This is a genomic window from Methylomonas koyamae (assembly GCF_019669905.1).
Classification (GTDB): domain Bacteria; phylum Pseudomonadota; class Gammaproteobacteria; order Methylococcales; family Methylomonadaceae; genus Methylomonas; species Methylomonas koyamae.
The window spans coordinates 2,701,946-2,718,707 of the sequence record NZ_AP019777.1 but is presented as its reverse complement, the minus strand read 5'-3'; the positions used below and the strand labels follow the sequence as shown (position 1 = coordinate 2,718,707).

17 protein-coding genes, 1 tRNA gene and 1 pseudogene are annotated in these 16,762 nt (G+C 49.8%); 9 read left to right on the top strand and 10 right to left on the bottom strand.

Annotated features, from left to right (window positions below; all coding sequences use genetic code 11):
• Positions 1-24 precede the first annotated feature (24 nt).
• The 7 genes from MKFW12EY_RS12230 (at position 25) to MKFW12EY_RS12200 (ending at position 7,103) form a co-directional block, all read left to right on the top strand.
• On the top strand, positions 25-600 hold the full coding sequence (locus MKFW12EY_RS12230; RefSeq protein ID WP_172680256.1) for a helix-turn-helix domain-containing protein: 576 nt from the start codon (positions 25-27) through the stop codon (positions 598-600).
• Positions 581-901: a hypothetical protein gene (locus tag MKFW12EY_RS12225; protein WP_054760533.1), complete on the top strand. Its 321-nt coding sequence runs from the start codon at positions 581-583 to the stop codon at positions 899-901. The genes MKFW12EY_RS12230 and MKFW12EY_RS12225 overlap by 20 nt, the downstream gene beginning before the upstream one ends.
• Positions 902-1,252: 351 nt before the next feature.
• Positions 1,253-1,648: a cyclic nucleotide-binding domain-containing protein gene (locus tag MKFW12EY_RS12220; RefSeq protein ID WP_221053080.1), complete on the top strand. Its 396-nt coding sequence runs from the start codon at positions 1,253-1,255 to the stop codon at positions 1,646-1,648.
• 833 nt (positions 1,649-2,481) lie between these two features.
• Positions 2,482-3,653, top strand: a protein-coding gene (locus tag MKFW12EY_RS12215) for an IS3 family transposase (protein ID WP_425334028.1) whose coding sequence is annotated in 2 segments (ribosomal slippage) — positions 2,482-2,752 and positions 2,752-3,653 — 1,173 coding nt in all. Because the reading frame shifts where the segments join, the coding sequence is not laid out codon by codon here.
• Between the two features lie 317 nt (positions 3,654-3,970).
• Positions 3,971-5,197 carry an IS256 family transposase gene (locus tag MKFW12EY_RS12210; protein WP_221053079.1) on the top strand — a complete coding sequence of 409 codons (1,227 nt, stop codon included), beginning with the start codon at positions 3,971-3,973 and terminating at the stop codon, positions 5,195-5,197.
• Positions 5,198-5,612: 415 nt separating this feature from the next.
• Positions 5,613-6,647, top strand: a complete 1,035-nt coding sequence (locus tag MKFW12EY_RS12205) for a protein NO VEIN domain-containing protein (RefSeq protein ID WP_157199706.1) — start codon at positions 5,613-5,615, stop codon at positions 6,645-6,647.
• 228 nt (positions 6,648-6,875) lie between these two features.
• Positions 6,876-7,103: a ribbon-helix-helix domain-containing protein gene (locus tag MKFW12EY_RS12200; RefSeq protein ID WP_054763794.1), complete on the top strand. Its 228-nt coding sequence runs from the start codon at positions 6,876-6,878 to the stop codon at positions 7,101-7,103.
• A gap of 271 nt (positions 7,104-7,374) precedes the next feature.
• Here the strand turns inward: MKFW12EY_RS12200 and MKFW12EY_RS12195 are convergent.
• The 10 genes and pseudogenes from MKFW12EY_RS12195 to MKFW12EY_RS12155 all read right to left on the bottom strand — a co-directional run bounded on the left by MKFW12EY_RS12195 (position 7,375) and on the right by MKFW12EY_RS12155 (position 13,990).
• Positions 7,375-8,547, bottom strand: a pseudogene (locus MKFW12EY_RS12195) (IS3 family transposase).
• A gap of 308 nt (positions 8,548-8,855) precedes the next feature.
• A complete protein-coding gene (locus MKFW12EY_RS12190) occupies positions 8,856-9,059 on the bottom strand; it encodes a hypothetical protein (RefSeq protein ID WP_157199380.1) in 204 nt (67 codons plus the stop codon).
• A gap of 105 nt (positions 9,060-9,164) precedes the next feature.
• Positions 9,165-9,506 carry a hypothetical protein gene (locus tag MKFW12EY_RS23285; RefSeq protein WP_054761799.1) on the bottom strand — a complete coding sequence of 114 codons (342 nt, stop codon included), beginning with the start codon at positions 9,504-9,506 and terminating at the stop codon, positions 9,165-9,167.
• 103 nt (positions 9,507-9,609) lie between these two features.
• Entirely contained in the window at positions 9,610-9,777 is a 168-nt protein-coding gene (locus tag MKFW12EY_RS23280) for an HGGxSTG domain-containing protein (protein WP_373280597.1), read from the bottom strand.
• A 506-nt stretch (positions 9,778-10,283) separates the two neighbouring features.
• A complete protein-coding gene (locus MKFW12EY_RS12180; protein WP_054761797.1) occupies positions 10,284-10,589 on the bottom strand; it encodes a hypothetical protein in 306 nt (101 codons plus the stop codon).
• 137 nt (positions 10,590-10,726) lie between these two features.
• Positions 10,727-11,509 carry a Rha family transcriptional regulator gene (locus MKFW12EY_RS12175; protein WP_054761795.1) on the bottom strand — a complete coding sequence of 261 codons (783 nt, stop codon included), beginning with the start codon at positions 11,507-11,509 and terminating at the stop codon, positions 10,727-10,729.
• Positions 11,506-11,733: a helix-turn-helix transcriptional regulator gene (locus MKFW12EY_RS12170; protein WP_054761791.1), complete on the bottom strand. Its 228-nt coding sequence runs from the start codon at positions 11,731-11,733 to the stop codon at positions 11,506-11,508. Before MKFW12EY_RS12170 ends, MKFW12EY_RS12175 begins: the two co-directional genes overlap by 4 nt.
• Positions 11,734-11,834: 101 nt before the next feature.
• On the bottom strand, positions 11,835-12,428 hold the full coding sequence (locus tag MKFW12EY_RS12165; protein ID WP_054761788.1) for a hypothetical protein: 594 nt from the start codon (positions 12,426-12,428) through the stop codon (positions 11,835-11,837).
• Positions 12,429-12,536: 108 nt separating this feature from the next.
• Positions 12,537-13,751: a tyrosine-type recombinase/integrase gene (locus MKFW12EY_RS12160; protein WP_054761786.1), complete on the bottom strand. Its 1,215-nt coding sequence runs from the start codon at positions 13,749-13,751 to the stop codon at positions 12,537-12,539.
• A 151-nt stretch (positions 13,752-13,902) separates the two neighbouring features.
• Positions 13,903-13,990 (bottom strand) — tRNA-Ser (locus tag MKFW12EY_RS12155).
• 280 nt (positions 13,991-14,270) lie between these two features.
• Here MKFW12EY_RS12155 and MKFW12EY_RS12150 point away from each other — a divergent pair.
• The gene (locus MKFW12EY_RS12150; protein WP_054761783.1) at positions 14,271-14,684 is read left to right on the top strand and encodes a response regulator; all 414 of its coding nucleotides are present in this window, start codon (positions 14,271-14,273) and stop codon (positions 14,682-14,684) included.
• A gap of 45 nt (positions 14,685-14,729) precedes the next feature.
• Positions 14,730-16,754 (top strand): EAL domain-containing protein, encoded by a 2,025-nt coding sequence (locus MKFW12EY_RS12145; RefSeq protein WP_221053078.1) that lies wholly within the window; start codon positions 14,730-14,732, stop codon positions 16,752-16,754.
• Positions 16,755-16,762 lie beyond the last annotated feature (8 nt).

The window sequence follows — 16,762 nt, the reverse complement described above, 5'->3', positions numbered from 1 at the left end:
AAGATGTGGAGGAGTGGAGGATACGTGATTACTGAGTTTTACGAGGGATTTTGTAAGCCTATAGAGGTGATTTCGCCTCCATTGCTCCACATCCTCCACTTTTTTCTCGAAACAGCAAAAGGAAATTGTTGTATGTCATTAAAAATCAAAGAATTATCGCCAAGACAACGGCGAGTCCTTCAAAAGTTGGCGGAGGGACTGCCTCCCGCACAGGCCGCCCGGGAAGTTGGGTACTGTCCAGCGACCATTTCGCGGCTACAGAGGTCCGCGGCAGGGCGGGAGGAACTTGAAAGGTTACGAGCCGAGTCCGAAGCAGCGTTAGCGGAGGCTTTGCCCGAACTTGTGCGGAAGGCGGTATCCGTACTGGAAACACAGCTGCATAGCCCTTTGATGGAAAGCAGGGTGCAAGCAGCACACTTCGTGCTGAGGTGGTTGACGCCGCGACCGGTCAAAATGAAGAAAGCCGAGGAAGACGGCGGCCAGATTATCGAGATAAAAGCGGCGGAATGTCGCCAAGACCAAACCATAGCTGGCTCGGATGCCGGCAATTTTTCAATCGAGCCCATGGAGGGGCTTAACTATGACGAACCCAGCAGATGACTTCATAAATGACCTGATCGACGAAATTAGCCGATTTTCAAACGCACCCGACAACGTGCTTCTGATTAATTCGGCTCAATGCCTGGACACGTTGGAAGACATTTTCGGGATTTATGGTGCGGCCAACGAAAAATTGGAATCCTTGCCCGACCACCAAACCAGGCGGGGAGCGGAATATTGGCACACTTACCGAAGGCAACTGATGAGCCTGTACAGCAAGTTTGCTAGTAGATTCACATGCGTCGGGTTCCGGCGTTGGATGCAGGCGGTTGCGTTTTGCGAATCGGTAAAAGAGGATTAAGTACTCGGCGTAAGGGGTCGGCAAGTTCGTTGGCTTTGCCGGCCACTGCGGGTCGAGAATCGTTGCGGTTCTGAAATTGGAAATTTTTGCGTTTGGGAACTACCTCCCACGCTGGACGCCCTGTCACGAGAAGTATGGCCGGGGCTGACCGGGTCGGACCCTACGACGGCACTTTACGGGGTCGAAAAAGCCGGTAAGCTGTTCACCAACACAAAGCGGGCTGGGGTTCGGAGACAACCCATGTAGTCGACTGCTTGTGCCAAATATTAGAATTTGTTTATCTTCGAGGCAGCACACTCGAAGCCACTTAAATTACACGATTTAGGAGGCCCTTTGCTGCCTGAAAGATTTTTGACGTTAGTCAAACCCGCGTTGAAAGTCACCGAACAGGTGAACTGTGAGTTAACACATGATCTAGCCAAATCCCCCGACCTGTTTTACCTGCTCGAGGGGTTGGCGCTGCAAGGTCAAGCCTATGACGAAGATAGGCAACTGGTAGTACCTAAGTTGCCAGGGAGTGTTATTGGGCTCGAATACCTGCTCACCGAATGCAATCAGCCAGCAACAAGGGTTACCTTGGCAGCGCCGGCCAAAGTCGGGGTTATCAACAAAGCCGCTCTGCGGCGGTTGATCGACGGCGCGCCACCCGATAGGCAAATCGAACTGCACCGAGTTATTGCCCAAATGGTTAGCCACAACTCAACTCAATTCAAGAAAGTAGGTACCTTAGTGAGGTTGCCATTTTGAACACACCCCGACGACAGTTGACGTCTATCTTGAACCTCCTCAAAGGATCGATTGGGCAACCCCACAAGGCCGGGACTTTATTGACGATCAATACTCGTGAATTGTCTCAATTAATCTGAGCAAGCGAGGAATCGAGCAGACGGGTAATAGCGGCCTTAATGGGTGAAGGGAAATTAGCAAAAGCTAAACAAGGCACGCTTCTATTGTTCGAAACTCGGAGCTAGTTAAATTAAGGGAATGGATTAGGCCAACACCACCCCGCCGCACGTACCGGAGACCGAAGTAAATCAACGTGTGGCGGCCCCCCGCCTTTCTGTGGCTGCACAGATAAACCTTATGCTGACAGCACACGGCATGAGGAGCTCTCTTAAGGCAAGGGCACTTTTTATCGCAAGGCTTTGCTAAGTTGCCTGCAGTTTGCCAGGTGGCTTTGGCTGGCCTTCAAGTTCTTTGGCAGTTTGGATAGGGAAAACTTCAACCGGCCACAATTTGTGGCCGGTTTATTTTTTGGTATTTTAGGCCGCGAAAACGGTACATGATTTGAAATCGTGTCAATTTTCGTGTCAATTTGAACAAATTGAAAATAGAGGCTTTGTAAATCATATGCTTATGAAGAATTCGATACCGACCCTCGTACCACCTACTCTTCCAGGGTAGACCAAAGAAATCCAAAAACCTGCAAGCCCGCCTGGCTTAGCGGGTTTTTTATTGTCCAACGAAATGCAACAAAATACAGGGGCATACACCAAAAGTAGTGACACGTTTAGTGATCCCCACCACGAATAGTGGACATTTTGAAAAGCGAGTATTCTCAACCGAAGAGAGGTACTTGCATGAACACGAAATCGACAGGCAGCAAAAGCAGTTACACAAGGCATAGCGCCGAATACAAACAAGAAAGCCTGAAACTGGCGACGCAGATTGGCGTTGCCAAGGCGGCCAAGCAGTTGGGATTACATGAATCCCAATTTTATACCTGGCGCAAACAGTCCGAACACGCCCAAAGCGTCAGTGAACGAGAGTCCGGCCTGGCCATAGAAAATGCCCGCTTAAAACGCCAACTGGCTCAGCAAGCCGAGGAGTTGGCGATCTTAAAAAATGCGGCGACGTACTTCTCTCAGCAACTCAAGCGAGGTACGACTTCATGAAAAAGCATCGAGTTGATTATTCCCTGGCAGGCATGTGCCATTGTTTTAACGTATCCCACAGCGGTTATTACGCGTGGTTGCTACGAAAGCCCAGTCACCGGCTTCAGCGACGTGAGGCCCTGGATAAGCAGGTCAAGTTCTTGTTTTATAAATACAAGCAATGTTATGGCGCAGAAAGACTGCAGCGGAAAATGCCTAATGAAAATGGTCAGCCGTACGATCTGAAAACCATCGCCGCCAGTCTGAAACGCCAAGGTCTCGTGGCCAAGGCCGCCCGAAAACTTAAGGCTACAACCAACAGCAAGCATAATCTGCCGCTGTTCGATAACCTGCTACAGCAAGACTTTTCAGCGAGTGCACCGAATCAGAAATGGGCGGGCGACATTACCTATTTGTGGACTGACGAAGGTTGGCTGTATCTCGCTGTCATCATTGACCTGTTTTCCCGACAAGTCGTGGGTTGGTCCATGAGCGAACGGATGACGGCTGATCTGGCTTGTCATGCACTACGGATGGCGATTTTCAGGCGTAAACGCCCCAAAAACGTGATGGTTCATTCGGACCGCGGTAGCCAATATTGTTCGCACGCTTACCGACAATTGTTACAACAGCACGAATTATTGGGAAGCATGAGTGCCAAGGGCAATTGTTACGAAAATGCCTGCGCCGAGAGCTTCTTCCACTCGCTCAAGGTTGAGGCTATTCACGGTGAACGATTTTCTACCCGTGAATCCATGCGGCAGGCCGTATTTGAATATATCGAAACGGATTACAATCCCGTTAGACTGCACTCAACCAATGGCTTTTTAAGTCCGGTTGAATTTGAAACCCAGTTTTATCAATCACTCGCTTCTTGAACTGTCCGTTTTTGATGGTGGGGATCAGCTTAGAATTGATGAAACAATCAGATCAGAGCTCATAGTCATCATACGTTTTCAGCACTTCTTCTTTCGTGATACCAAGATAACGCAAAGTAGATGTCGTGTTTGAATGATTGAGCACTTTTGCAATGGCACCCCGTCTTTGTACATTGCCATCCCGCGACTTTTACGCATCGAGTGGGTGTTGATTGTCAGTTTCAGCATATCACCTGCTTCTTTGAATACTGAGGGTGTAAGAATTTTTGTGTAAACGGTCATTAGGCAGGAAACTGCCCTTACTTTGAGGAGTAACTATGACCTTACCAAAAGCCATCCCAACCGACCTAATTGATACCTTATTGTCGGGCTATCAAAAACCTGAAGACCTGCTGGGCGAAAATGGCCTGCTAAAACAACTCACCAAGGCCTTGGTCGAGCGGGCCTTAGAAGCCGAAATGACTGAACATTTAGGCCATGCCAAGCATGAGTCAGTCTGCAACGCCACCGGTAACACCCGCAATGGCAAGAGCCGGAAAACCCTGAAAGGCGACTTTGGCGTATTGCCGATTGAGGTTCCCCGTGATCGGCATGGACAATTCGAGCCGCAAATCATTGGCAAACACCAATCCCGTTGGACGGGCTTTGACGACAAGATCATTTCGCTCTATGCCCGAGGTCTGACGGTCAGGGAAATCCAGAGCCATCTGGAAGAACTGTATGGCACTGAAGTGTCGTCTAGATTGATTTCCTCAGTGACGGACGCCGTGATGGAGGAAGTGAAAGCCTGGCAATTGCGGCCGCTTGATCCGGTTTACCCCATCGTTTATCTCGATTGTATCCACGTCAAAGTGCGCGATACCGGTGCTGTTCGTGTCAAGGCCGTTTATCTGGCCATAGGGATTAACCTGCAAGGAGAGAAGGAAGTGCTGGGCTTGTGGATCGCCCAAACCGAAGGCGCCAAGTTCTGGTTACAGGTCGTGACAGACCTGAAGAATCGCGGCGTGCAAGACATCTTCATTGCCTGTGTCGACGGTTTGAAAGGCTTCCCGGAAGCGATTGAAACCGTCTATCCACACGCCGCCGTCCAACTGTGTATCGTCCACCTAGTCCGCAACAGCCTGAACTATGTCAGTTGGAAAATGCGCAAACAGATCGCCGGCGATCTCAAGCGAATATACCAATCAGCCAGCGTCGTTGAAGCAGAGCAACGACTGGCTGAGTTCGAGACGCAGTGGAACGAGGCCTATCCACCGATTGCCCAAATTTGGCGGCGGAATTGGGATCGAATCATTCCCTTTTTCGACTATCCGCCGGAGATACGTCGCATCATCTACACCACCAATGCCATCGAGTCCTTGAATATGAGTCTGCGAAAAATCACCAAAAATCGCGGCTCATTTCCCAGTGATGAAGCCTTGTCAAAATTGTTCTATTTGGCACTGATGAATATCAGTAAAAAATGGACCATGCCTTTACATGACTGGAAAGCCGCTTTGAATCGGTTTAGCATTCAGTTTGAAGACAGGATGCCTAATCGATAATTAAATCCCGTTTACACAAAATTCAGGACACTCTCACGGTCGCAAGGACATCCAAGCAGCAGACTTTGCCAGCTGTTTGGGCGCCTGTTACCCTGACGTTGACTGACAGCTCTGAGACCATTACTTTCCATTGATTCAAAAAGCTTGATGGTCGGCTTTTGGCCGGAACTGTGAATTCGCCATTCTTAATAGTTGACGTTGGGCCTCGACCTAGCCGAATGAGGAAAACCGACCCCAAGCCGTGTGCTCCAGGATAAGATGGCAAAGGATAGGAGGTGAAAGTCCTCCACAAGATAAGGTCTAGCCCACCGTCTCGGCCCCGAGTGATGCGCGGTTGCTCGCGAGGGTAGAGGATCATTTTTTCGCGGTTATACAGAATCTATTTAATAGCTAGTTAGCAATACAAGGATTGAAGATGGATGTTTTATTTGCACGTATAGGCTATATGAAATTTTACCAAGGGCCACAAAAGGGTGATGAAAAGCCTATTGATGGCGGTAAATATAATAAAGATAAAATTGGCCATGAAGCATATAACTTTAAAGCACTAAATGGAAAGCTATATGGATACTTCCAGCCTCACATGAAATCACCATATAAAATAAACCTCTCACGTATCAATCCTGTATTTTCAAAAAACTCTGCCCAAGATGTTTTGGTAATTTTTTTCTCAAAAAATCCTATTGGAAAAGGGCAAGTAATAGTTGGGTGGTACAAAGGATCTACAGTTTATGAATATATACAAAGTCCTAAGAACCAAAAGGCTAGAGATAATTTCGGGTACAACATCGTGGCGGATGAAAAAGATGCAGTATTGCTTCCTGTCGCAAAAAGAAAATTCTTCATGGGGCATGGAATAATTGGTGTAAAAGAAGGCAATCCAGGCCAAGCCAATGCATTTTACTTAAGGGACGAAAAAAATAAAATCAAAACAAAAGATAAGCATAACTCATGGATATTCAAAGCTATCGAATATGTGAACAATTACGAAGGGCCGTCGATTCGAACCTTTGAAGATGAAGTATCAGAAGAACTAGAAAATTCTGCTTTTGGTAGCTCGGGGCAAGGGTTTCAGTCTAATATAGAGCTTAAGAAGCTCGTCGAAGAATATTCAATGAATAAATGCAAAAAACATTTCTTAAGTAATGGATATGAAATAGAGGACGTATCACTTACAAAGCCGTATGATTTTGTGGCAAAAAAAGATGGTAAAGAATATTTTATTGAAGTCAAAGGAACACAAACCGATGGCAGTAAAATAATTCTTACCAAAAACGAAGTAGAAATGAGTAAGAAAAAATCTACGAAAATGATTCTCTATTTAGTTCATTCTATTGAAATGAATAGAAAAACCATAAAAATTGGGAGCGGCCAAGCGGTAATTATTGATCCTTGGGAAATTGATGAGTCTAAGTTAACAGTGGTAAGTTACACATACAATATGAGTTAGCACTACACCAAAGCCGACGGCTTTGTTGCATAAATCTTAGAGTGAACAAATATCCCCTTACCCCAAGCCACAGGGCGGATTTAGGGTATATGCTATCGGAGTCTGAATGTCCTTGGACCTCTTGAGTACTTAAAGCGTTAAGAACTGTGATGCTGCAATTCAAAAGCATTGTGCGTATAAACACATATAATCAGCTTGTCGCTCAAAACTAAACATAAGGTGCTTACAATGAACAGAGTTCGATGGTCAGTTGTCGTTTCTGAATCTACTGATATTGCGCTAAGAACCTATCTTGCTGGAACAGGGATGAAAAAAGGGGATATTTCCAACTTTGTTGATGAAGCTGTCCAGTTGCATTTAGCAGGCCTAGTGACGGAAAAGGTAAAAAGTCGCAACAAACAATTTGATCAGAACGAGATTCTCTCTTCTATCGACTGGCATGAACTACAGCAGTAACGTCGTATTCTGTTAACCCTTCCTCTTCAGCAGCACTGCTGATTTTCTGAGTGTAAGCATCAAATGCTTTAACTGCTGCATCACCTTTAAGTGGAGACAATTCGCTCATTAGCGTCATCACTTGCAACAGGGTTGTAGACAGATTTCCAGATGTCGATAGAACGAATGCTATAGGACAACCACGACGTATGATCAGCACTGGTTCACTCTGCGAAATGTCAATGAGTTCATCAAAGTGGTTTTGTGATCCCCACCATCAAAAACGGACAGTTCAAGAAGCGAGTGATTGATAAAACTGGGTTTCAAATTCAACCGGACTTAAAAAGCCATTGGTTGAGTGCAGTCTAACGGGATTGTAATCCGTTTCGATATATTCAAATACGGCCTGCCGCATGGATTCACGGGTAGAAAATCGTTCACCGTGAATTAGCCTCAACCTTGAGCGAGTGGAAGAAGCTCTCGGCGCAGGCATTTTCGTAACAATTGCCCTTGGCACTCATGCTTCCCAATAATTCGTGCTGTTGTAACAATTGTCGGTAAGCGTGCGAACAATATTGGCTACCGCGGTCCGAATGAACCATCACGTTTTTGGGGCGTTTACGCCTGAAAATCGCCATCCGTAGTGCATGACAAGCCAGATCAGCCGTCATCCGTTCGCTCATGGACCAACCCACGACTTGTCGGGAAAACAGGTCAATGATGACAGCGAGATACAGCCAACCTTCGTCAGTCCACAAATAGGTAATGTCGCCCGCCCATTTCTGATTCGGTGCACTCGCTGAAAAGTCTTGCTGTAGCAGGTTATCGAACAGCGGCAGATTATGCTTGCTGTTGGTTGTAGCCTTAAGTTTTCGGGCGGCCTTGGCCACGAGACCTTGGCGTTTCAGACTGGCGGCGATGGTTTTCAGATCGTACGGCTGACCATTTTCATTAGGCATTTTCCGCTGCAGTCTTTCTGCGCCATAACATTGCTTGTATTTATAAAACAAGAACTTGACCTGCTTATCCAGGGCCTCACGTCGCTGAAGCCGGTGACTGGGCTTTCGTAGCAACCACGCGTAATAACCGCTGTGGGATACGTTAAAACAATGGCACATGCCTGCCAGGGAATAATCAACTCGATGCTTTTTCATGAAGTCGTACCTCGCTTGAGTTGCTGAGAGAAGTACGTCGCCGCATTTTTTAAGATCGCCAACTCCTCGGCTTGCTGAGCCAGTTGGCGTTTTAAGCGGGCATTTTCTATGGCCAGGCCGGACTCTCGTTCACTGACGCTTTGGGCGTGTTCGGACTGTTTGCGCCAGGTATAAAATTGGGATTCATGTAATCCCAACTGCTTGGCCGCCTTGGCAACGCCAATCTGCGTCGCCAGTTTCAGGCTTTCTTGTTTGTATTCGGCGCTATGCCTTGTGTAACTGCTTTTGCTGCCTGTCGATTTCGTGTTCATGCAAGTACCTCTCTTCGGTTGAGAATACTCGCTTTTCAAAATGTCCACTATTCGTGGTGGGGATCAAAAATGGATGTCGAATTTTTTCGACATAATTGCAACATTATCACGTGTCATAACGGCTTGATTTATCGGGTAGTTAGGGCGCTGACTGGTTCGAACACTGCGCGCAAACCTGCGGCATTTTATGTTGCAGATTGCTGTTGTTTTTGCCCTTTAACGCCGCGTATTCTCTAGCCGTGGGTGTTGCGTTCGGGGTGGCGTTTTTGAGTATTTCCGTTCGTACCGTTTTCGTACTTTAGCGTACTTTATTCCGGTAACACATCGTCCAGCCACTCCACCAACGCCGCCCCTGGATGTGTGGCCGCACCATAGTCGGCCAGTTCTCGTTGCAGCCTTGCCATTAGCTTTGGCCCGATTTCAATATCCAATCGCCGCACGCCGTGCCGCCTGTTGAGTTCTCGCCGTTCGCGTTGATATTCGGCGGATGTTTTAAAACTGGATGCAGCCATAATCGTTATTCCTCCGTGCCGTTGAAACTAGAGTTTTACCTACCGGCATGACTTCGCTTTCGCTGTGGAACAGGTCACGGGGACTTAGGCGGTGAGGGTTTATATTTACTTTTGGCTTTTAACTGGAGGGACACGGATCACTGTTATCTTGCTTTCGCACTTCTGCTTGTCGATTAGCTCCTGTCTCCTGCTGTACCTATCGGAGGCATCACCTCCTGGCGGGAGCCCAGCTCCTAATGGAAAACCTGCACGCAGTAATATCAAGCCACCAATGATGTCCAGGGGGATAGTCAAAGGAACAGCAGCGTACCACCAAGGATTCGCCTCTTCGACACCTTTTTCTGGGCACTGAGGGTTAATCGGTGCGCCACCTTGGGCCATCTCAAGGACTTTGAATGTACATCCTTGCAGATAAATGAAGGCCAGTAATAAGACCAACTTTTTCACGATAGCACCTCATCGAAACACCAATTCACTTGGTAGTTATAAGGCTATCACTGATGATACTCCCTGGGTAAAATCTGAAGGCAGAAGGTTAATTGTGCCTATGTTACCTATCGCCAAAGGAGTGGCGTTTTCCGTTCAAAGCGGCCCGCTGTTTGCCGGCTTCGGTCTTGGGGCCGGTACTGCATCCGCCATGCCATTTGCAGCGGCCATTGGCGAAAATCGCCTTTTGCTGGCAAGGTGTGCCGGCTCGGGTTTTGGCGCCGCAAGTCATATCGCGAAACTCGGCGGGGAAAGGTTCGCGAACTGGCGGCGGATACTGATAGCCGCGCTCGCGCCATTCGGCAAAGATGGCCTCATGCCGCCGGCAGTAGGCTTTAAGCTGCTTTCTTAGTTCCGGTGTCGTCATTAGTACGTTGGCCGAGAAACGGCGATTTTGATGGCTACCAGCCTGGTTACCCTATTTTGGATACCTATTAAGCCTTGCTACAACCTTGCCTTACCATGACTTCGCTGGAATAGCCGGGCAAGGTGGGTTATCAGCCAATTTTCCGCCGCCGTGCTGCCGTAGCCGGTTTGCTGCCCTTTTTTGTGCTGAATCCAGCCGGGGCGGATGGTAAACAATAGGTACATCCAGCATAGTGAACACCCAAGGCTATTTTCCGGCAAGCTAAGTGATTGATTGTTGGCGTTTTGCGTTCATATTATGAACACCTGTTCACTATACGGCATGACTTGTTCAGCATACGGCATGCAGCGTTCATATAATGAACAAGCAAATCAATTTTCGGGCTGCCAGTTGCGCCAATCATCGGTCGGTTTCTGGTCGTTGAATTCGCGAAACGTCAGTCGCCAGCGTCGCGCCAATTGCTTGCTGAAATGCCCTTCCAGCATCAGCTTGATAAATCCGTGGCTTTCCAGTTCTCGAAAGGCTTCGTGCGCCTTGCCGCGGCAACAGCCGATGCGTTTCTGGGCCTCGCTGATGCTGTAGGCGACGGGTTCGTACATGCGCCAATGGGTTTGCATCAGGATCAGCAATTTAACCGCATTGCCGCTTAAATCCAGGTAAGCGGCAGAACGGATCATCTCCACACTTTGGGCGATGTAGGGTTTTTTAGACTGCCTTGCCGCCATGCCTAACCGCCCAGAATCTTAAGGGAACCTCTAAAAATAAAACAAACTCCTTCTTCCACGGGGAGAAGGTTGGGATGATGGGTTTAAAATCAATTGCTTACATCCTTGACTCTATCAATCTCTTGGATCGAGAGTGAATTTTTAGAGGTTCCCTTAACCCTAGCGCCGACAACGCCATCCAGGGCCGTTTTCACGGCTTGGTAAATGGCTTTGTAAGGCTGCTGGCTTTCCATGCCCTCGGTCAAGGTCTGGGCCGCGGTCAGTTCGGCCAGTTCCAAGGTTTTGAGCTGTACCGCGGTCAATAACTCTCTGATTTCGGTCGCCTGCGGTTCGATGATTAGCAGAGCCTTGTAAACCGCCTGGGTGATGTTGGCAAAATAGCGGTCGGCGTGCTGGCTGCCTTGGCTGCGGGCATAGTCGGCAAACTGTTGAATGGCATCGGTCAGAATGCCGCGGCTGTCCTTGCCGGACAAACGCGCCACCTGGTAGGCCAGGGTTTCGCGTTCCTTGGCTTGCCGGTCGAGTTGGCTGCGGACTCGTAAGAATTCATCGACCAGTCGCTTTTGGCCTTCCCGAGATTTGCGCCCACCGATAAACGGCATGGCTTTTAAAAACCCGGCTTCGTTCAGTTCAAAACAGCGGTATTCCCGGCCCAATTTTTGATAATTTCGTGGCTTGGATTCAAGCCGCGAAATAGTGCCATCGGCCAGCAAATCATCTAACGTTTGTAATACGTTTTTATGCTGCCGGCCAAACTCCTTGGCAATATCGCGGCTATCGACGCAAAGCTGATTGCTGCTGCCGTGAATAATCAGATTGATTGAGCTGTCGGCGGTTTGGCTTTCGGCGGATGATTTGGCTAGTGCTTTCATGCGGCACCGTCCACGCTGTCCAGCAAAGCCAAAATATCGGCTTTTTTCCAGGCGGTGGTGCGTTCGCCTAACTTAACGGGTTTGGGATATTTGTCGGATTTTACGCCGGCCAGAAAAGTCGAGCGGCCCACTGGCAATAATGGTTCAATGCCGCGTTTGCGGTCGCCGACGATTTGCCAGATTCTCAGGTAGCCAAGAACAATGGCGGATTGTTGATTTTGCATTTTGTCTAACCTTGTCTAGTAAAAAACAAGGGTAGGTTATGGCGTTCGGTGTCAATATTTAAGACGGTTTACTGGCATAGTTTATAGTTTGCTTGCAGAGCTTACGCTGTGCCAGCAGAACGTAGCTTTTTGTGATATTGGGTTATCCATCCCCTAACCGTTCTAACACTTGCCGGTACGATTTTCCGCGCTATTTTTTCGGCAGCATCTTCCATGCTTCTAAAACTATCGATATTTTCGGCATAGTATTTCAAAGCGTCGGCTTTAATTGCATGATTTTCGGCGTGCCGCTTCAGTGCTGCATTTCTATAAAAAAGAGTTTGTTCAATATTGTTTAAATGATGGGTTATAGTGGAGCCCATCGCAAAGCCGAAGCACTCAGACGCGATAAGCATCATTTCAATTGTTTCATTTAAATCTTCGTCATTGATAGATTCTAAAATTGAATCAAGTGATAAAAGCCCCATAGATAAAGCCTTTTCTGCGCCTGATGGTTCCTTGTCCGCAGGAATATCGAAACCAGATGAAACAAAATCATCTTTCGATACCCTGTAAAACATCCATCTACTGGCTCGTTTTATCCGTTCAATTTCCTTTTCTTCATTGTTGGCAAGTTTGGCGATTAGTTCGAGGATTTTTTCGGCGAGTTTGTTTCTTTTAGAAAGTGCCAGTTCAAATATTGCTCTTTCTGTCATTTAACACTCCGTCAAAGTGCAAGCCGTCCGAAAGGATTAACCGGAAACGGGGGACGAATCCCGCTTGTTGCCCCGTCGGGCTATCCGGTTAAATTCGATTATAACGGTTTAACTCACTTGCCTGAACGGAAAGACTTGCGCGCCGGGCTTCAAGCTGTCCAGATAATCCGCCCAGCTCTGCATCATTTTTCGCCGCTCCGGTAAATGTTGCGCGCGATTGTAAGCCGCTTTAACCCGGTTGCGCTCGGCGTGGGCAAGTTGGCGCTCGATCATGTCGGAGTGATAGCCTTGCTCATGTAATAGCGTGCTGGCGGTGGTGCGAAAACCGTGGGCGGTGTGCTGGCCTTGGTAACCCATGCGGCGGATGGCCGCGCCAATCGATTCGCGGCTGATATGCGGTTTATTGCCTTTTTTGCCTTGGTTGCTGGCGAAAACATAACGACTCGAACCGGTTAGCGGCTGAATATCACGCAACAAGGCAATGGCTTGTCTGCTGAGTGGGACGATATGCGCGTCCTTCATCTTCATTTTGTCCGCGGCAATGCGCCACTCGGCGGCATCCAAATCAAATTCAGTCCATTCGGCGGCGGCTAGGTTGGCAGGTCTGGCAAATATCAACGGCTGGAGTTGTAAGGCGGTTCTAACGACAAAATTCCCGGCGTAAGCGTCAATATCTCTTAACAACTCGGCCAAGGATTTTGGCTCGGTTATGGCTGGAAAATGGCCGCGGTTAGGTGAGGGCAGCGCGCCGCGTAAATCCGCGGTTACATCGCGTTCCGCTCGACCGGTGGCGATACCGTAGCGGATGGCTTGGCCGATGAATTGTTTGGTTCTGGCGGCGGTTTCCAGTGCGCCTCGATCCACGATGCGGCGCAAGGTTGCCAATACCTCGACCGCCGACAGGTCTTTTAGCGGTCTGTTGCCAAGCCAGGGAAACACATCACGCTCGAAACATTGCTCGATGTGGGCATGGTGGCTGGCGCTCCATCTTTTCCGGTTGGCTTCCATAAATTCCTTGGCAACGGCGGCCAGGGTGTTTTCGGTGCTGCCGGCTTTTTCGATCTTGCGGGTTATGCCGGGATCGACATTTGCAGCAATCTGCTTTTTGGCCTCGTCCCGTTTGTCTCTGGCCTGTTTCAGGCTGGTATCAGGGTAAGTGCCCATGGATAGGGTTTTCCGCTTACCGCCAAATCGGTAATCAAACCGCCACCACTTACCGCCATTGACGGTAACAAGCAGATATAAGCCTTTTTCATCCGGCAGCTTGTAGGGCTTGTCGGCTCTGGGTTTTGCGTTCTTGATCGCGGTATCTGAAAGCGGCATGACGGTAACACCTCTAGGCCTGGAGTGAGTTACCGCCGCTAATGACGGTATGTCAATACATCCCGTTGCATGTCGCTGGACAATAAAAAACCCGCTAAGCCAGATAACTTGCGGGTTTTTGATTTTCTTTGCATCTGGTTGGATGCTTAATTGGCGGAGAAAGAGGGATTCGAACCCTCGATACGTTTCCGTATACACACTTTCCAGGCGTGCGCCTTCGACCGCTCGGCCATCTCTCCTAAATCGTTACCAGCTACATCGTTACCGGAAGCGGTTTTCGCTTTGGCATGCTGCTTGCTGATCTAAGCCGCATAGGATAATTCAAACGTTGTCTAATTGCAATCGACGCTTTTTGCTCGCGATGCAATCTCGAAGCGGTCAGTTGGGGAAACAATCGGGCCGTCCGGCCTCGCAAGCGCATTCTATTGCGGCTCTGCGGAATATTGGCTAATCTTGTTTTACGCTTCCGCCGGTTATAAGGGGGCCGCACTTGCTCAGCCGAAACGAATCACACCTTCAATGGCCGATACCCATCCCGATAAAGCCAGAATTTTGATCGTCGACGACGTTCACGAAAATTTGCATACCTTGCTCAACATCCTGCGCGGAAAATATGCGATTCAGGCGGCGACCAGCGGCGGTAAGGCGTTGGAAATCGCCGGCCATGCGCCGCCCGATTTGATTCTGCTCGATATTATGATGCCGGAAATGGACGGCTACGAAGTGTTGAAACGCTTGCGCAACCAAACCGCCACTGCCGATATCCCGGTAATTTTCGTGACGGCCGCCGGCGAAAATCAGGACGCAGCCCAAGGCTACGCAATCGGCGCCGCCGATTACGTCGCCAAACCGGTAGTCGCCGATATATTGCTGGCGCGGGTTGGCGTGCATTTGGAGCTGGCGGCCTATCGGAAACGGTACGGGCGACTATAATCAGCGGTTTCTACCCTCGACCAACCCTATCCCGATTTCAGACCGATGAGCAGAGACGACAGCGCAGTGCCGAACGGTAGGCCGACCATTTTGGTCGTAGACGATTTGCCGGAAAATATCCACGGTCTTCTCGAAGCCTTGAAAGACGACTACAGCATTTTGGTGGCGACCGACGGTCCGAAAGCCGTGGAATTGGCGCAAGGGCCGACGCCGCCGGATCTGGTGCTGCTCGACGTGAAAATGCCCGGAATGGACGGATACGAGGTGTGCCGGCGGCTGAAAAACAGCCCGAAGACCTGCAATATTCCGATTCTGTTCGTGACCATCGTCGATGCCTCCGGCGAAAAGATTCGCGGTTTTTCGCTCGGCGCCGCCGATTTCATCACCAAACCCTTCGATATCGACGAAGTCCGCGCCAGAGTCAAAACCCATCTCGAACTCGGCCGCTTGCGCCGGGTGTTGGAAGGCCGGGTGGAGCGGCTCAACGAATACAAGCACGCGGCGGACGTCTCCAATATCGTCTCCAGAACCGATCCCGCCGGCGTCATTACCTACGTCAACGATGCCTTCGTCGATACCTACGGTTATGCCCGCGAGGAACTGATCGGTAAAACCCACCATGTGATCGGCGACCCGAGCACGCCGCCGGGCCTGATCCGGGAAATGTGGAGCACGATTCTATCCGGGGCGACATGGCGCGGTACCTACAGCAATCTGAGCAAATCCGGCGAGGAAGTTTACGTCAACAACACCATCGTGCCGATTCTGAACGCCGACGGCAGCATTCGCGAATTCATCTCCACCAGCGTCAATGTCACTTATCTGATCAAACAGGAAGAGTTGATCCGTCAACAAACTACCGATGCCCTGACCGGCCTGCCGAACCGGGTCAAATTGATGCAGGATTTGGGCAAAGCCTCCAGCCGGGCCATGCTCGGCATGATCAATATCGACCAATTCAAGGCAATCAACGATTTTTACGGCCTGTGCAACGGCGACAAAGTGTTGCTGGAAATCGGCGACCGCCTGCAAAAAATGGCGGCCGGGCGCGCCTCGGCCTACCGGATCGGCGGCGACCTGTTCGCGCTGTTTTCCGATAACCAGGGCGACGCCGGCGGCTTCGAAAGTTCGATCGCCAGCATCGTCAACCAGTTGGAATCGGTGGCCGTCGATTGCGGCGACGACAAAATCAATATCCGCGTTACCGCCGGTATTTGTTTCGGCCGCGACAACGCCTATACCCATGCCGCGTTGGCCTTGGAGCGGGCGCGGATCGAGCGCCGCGATTATTTGGTTTATACCGACCAAATGGAGATCAAGTCGCATTACAAGGACAATATCCGCTGGAGCCAGAAAATCCGTAACGCCTTGAACGACGGCCGCATCGTGCCGTTTTTCCAGCCCATCGTCGACAACCGTAGCGGAAAGGTCTGCAAGCACGAGGCCTTGATGCGGATGATAGACGAGGACGGCGATGTGATCGCGCCGACCTTTTTGCGGGCGGCCAAATTGTCCCGGCAATACGCGGCATTGACCAAAGCCATCTTCGAACAGGCGGTGGCGGTTTTGGCCGAGTGCGCCGGCGAGGTTACCATCAACCTGACCGTGGAAGACATTCTGGACAGCAACACGGTGGCCTTCATCGACCAAAAACTGGCGCAACCCGGCATCGGCCCGCGAGTGGTTTTGGAGATTACCGAAACCGAGGGTATCGAGAATTACGAGGAAGTCCGTTTGTTCGTCGACCGGATGAAAGGTTACGGCTGCAAATTTGCGATCGACGATTTCGGCAGCGGCTATTCCAATTTCGTGCACTTGCTGCGCTTGAAAATCGATTATTTGAAAATCGACGGCTCCATCATCATGAACATCATCGACGATCCGGATTCGGAGGCCATAGCCCAAGTCATCGTCGATGCCGCCCGCCGTTTGGGAATGCGTACGGTGGCGGAATACGTCGGCAGCGCCGATATCCAAATCAAAGCCAAGCAACTCGGCATCGACTTCTCGCAAGGGTATTACCTCGGCAAACCCTTGCCCAAGCCCTTATCCGTCGGAGATGCGAGCTAAGGTCGCAG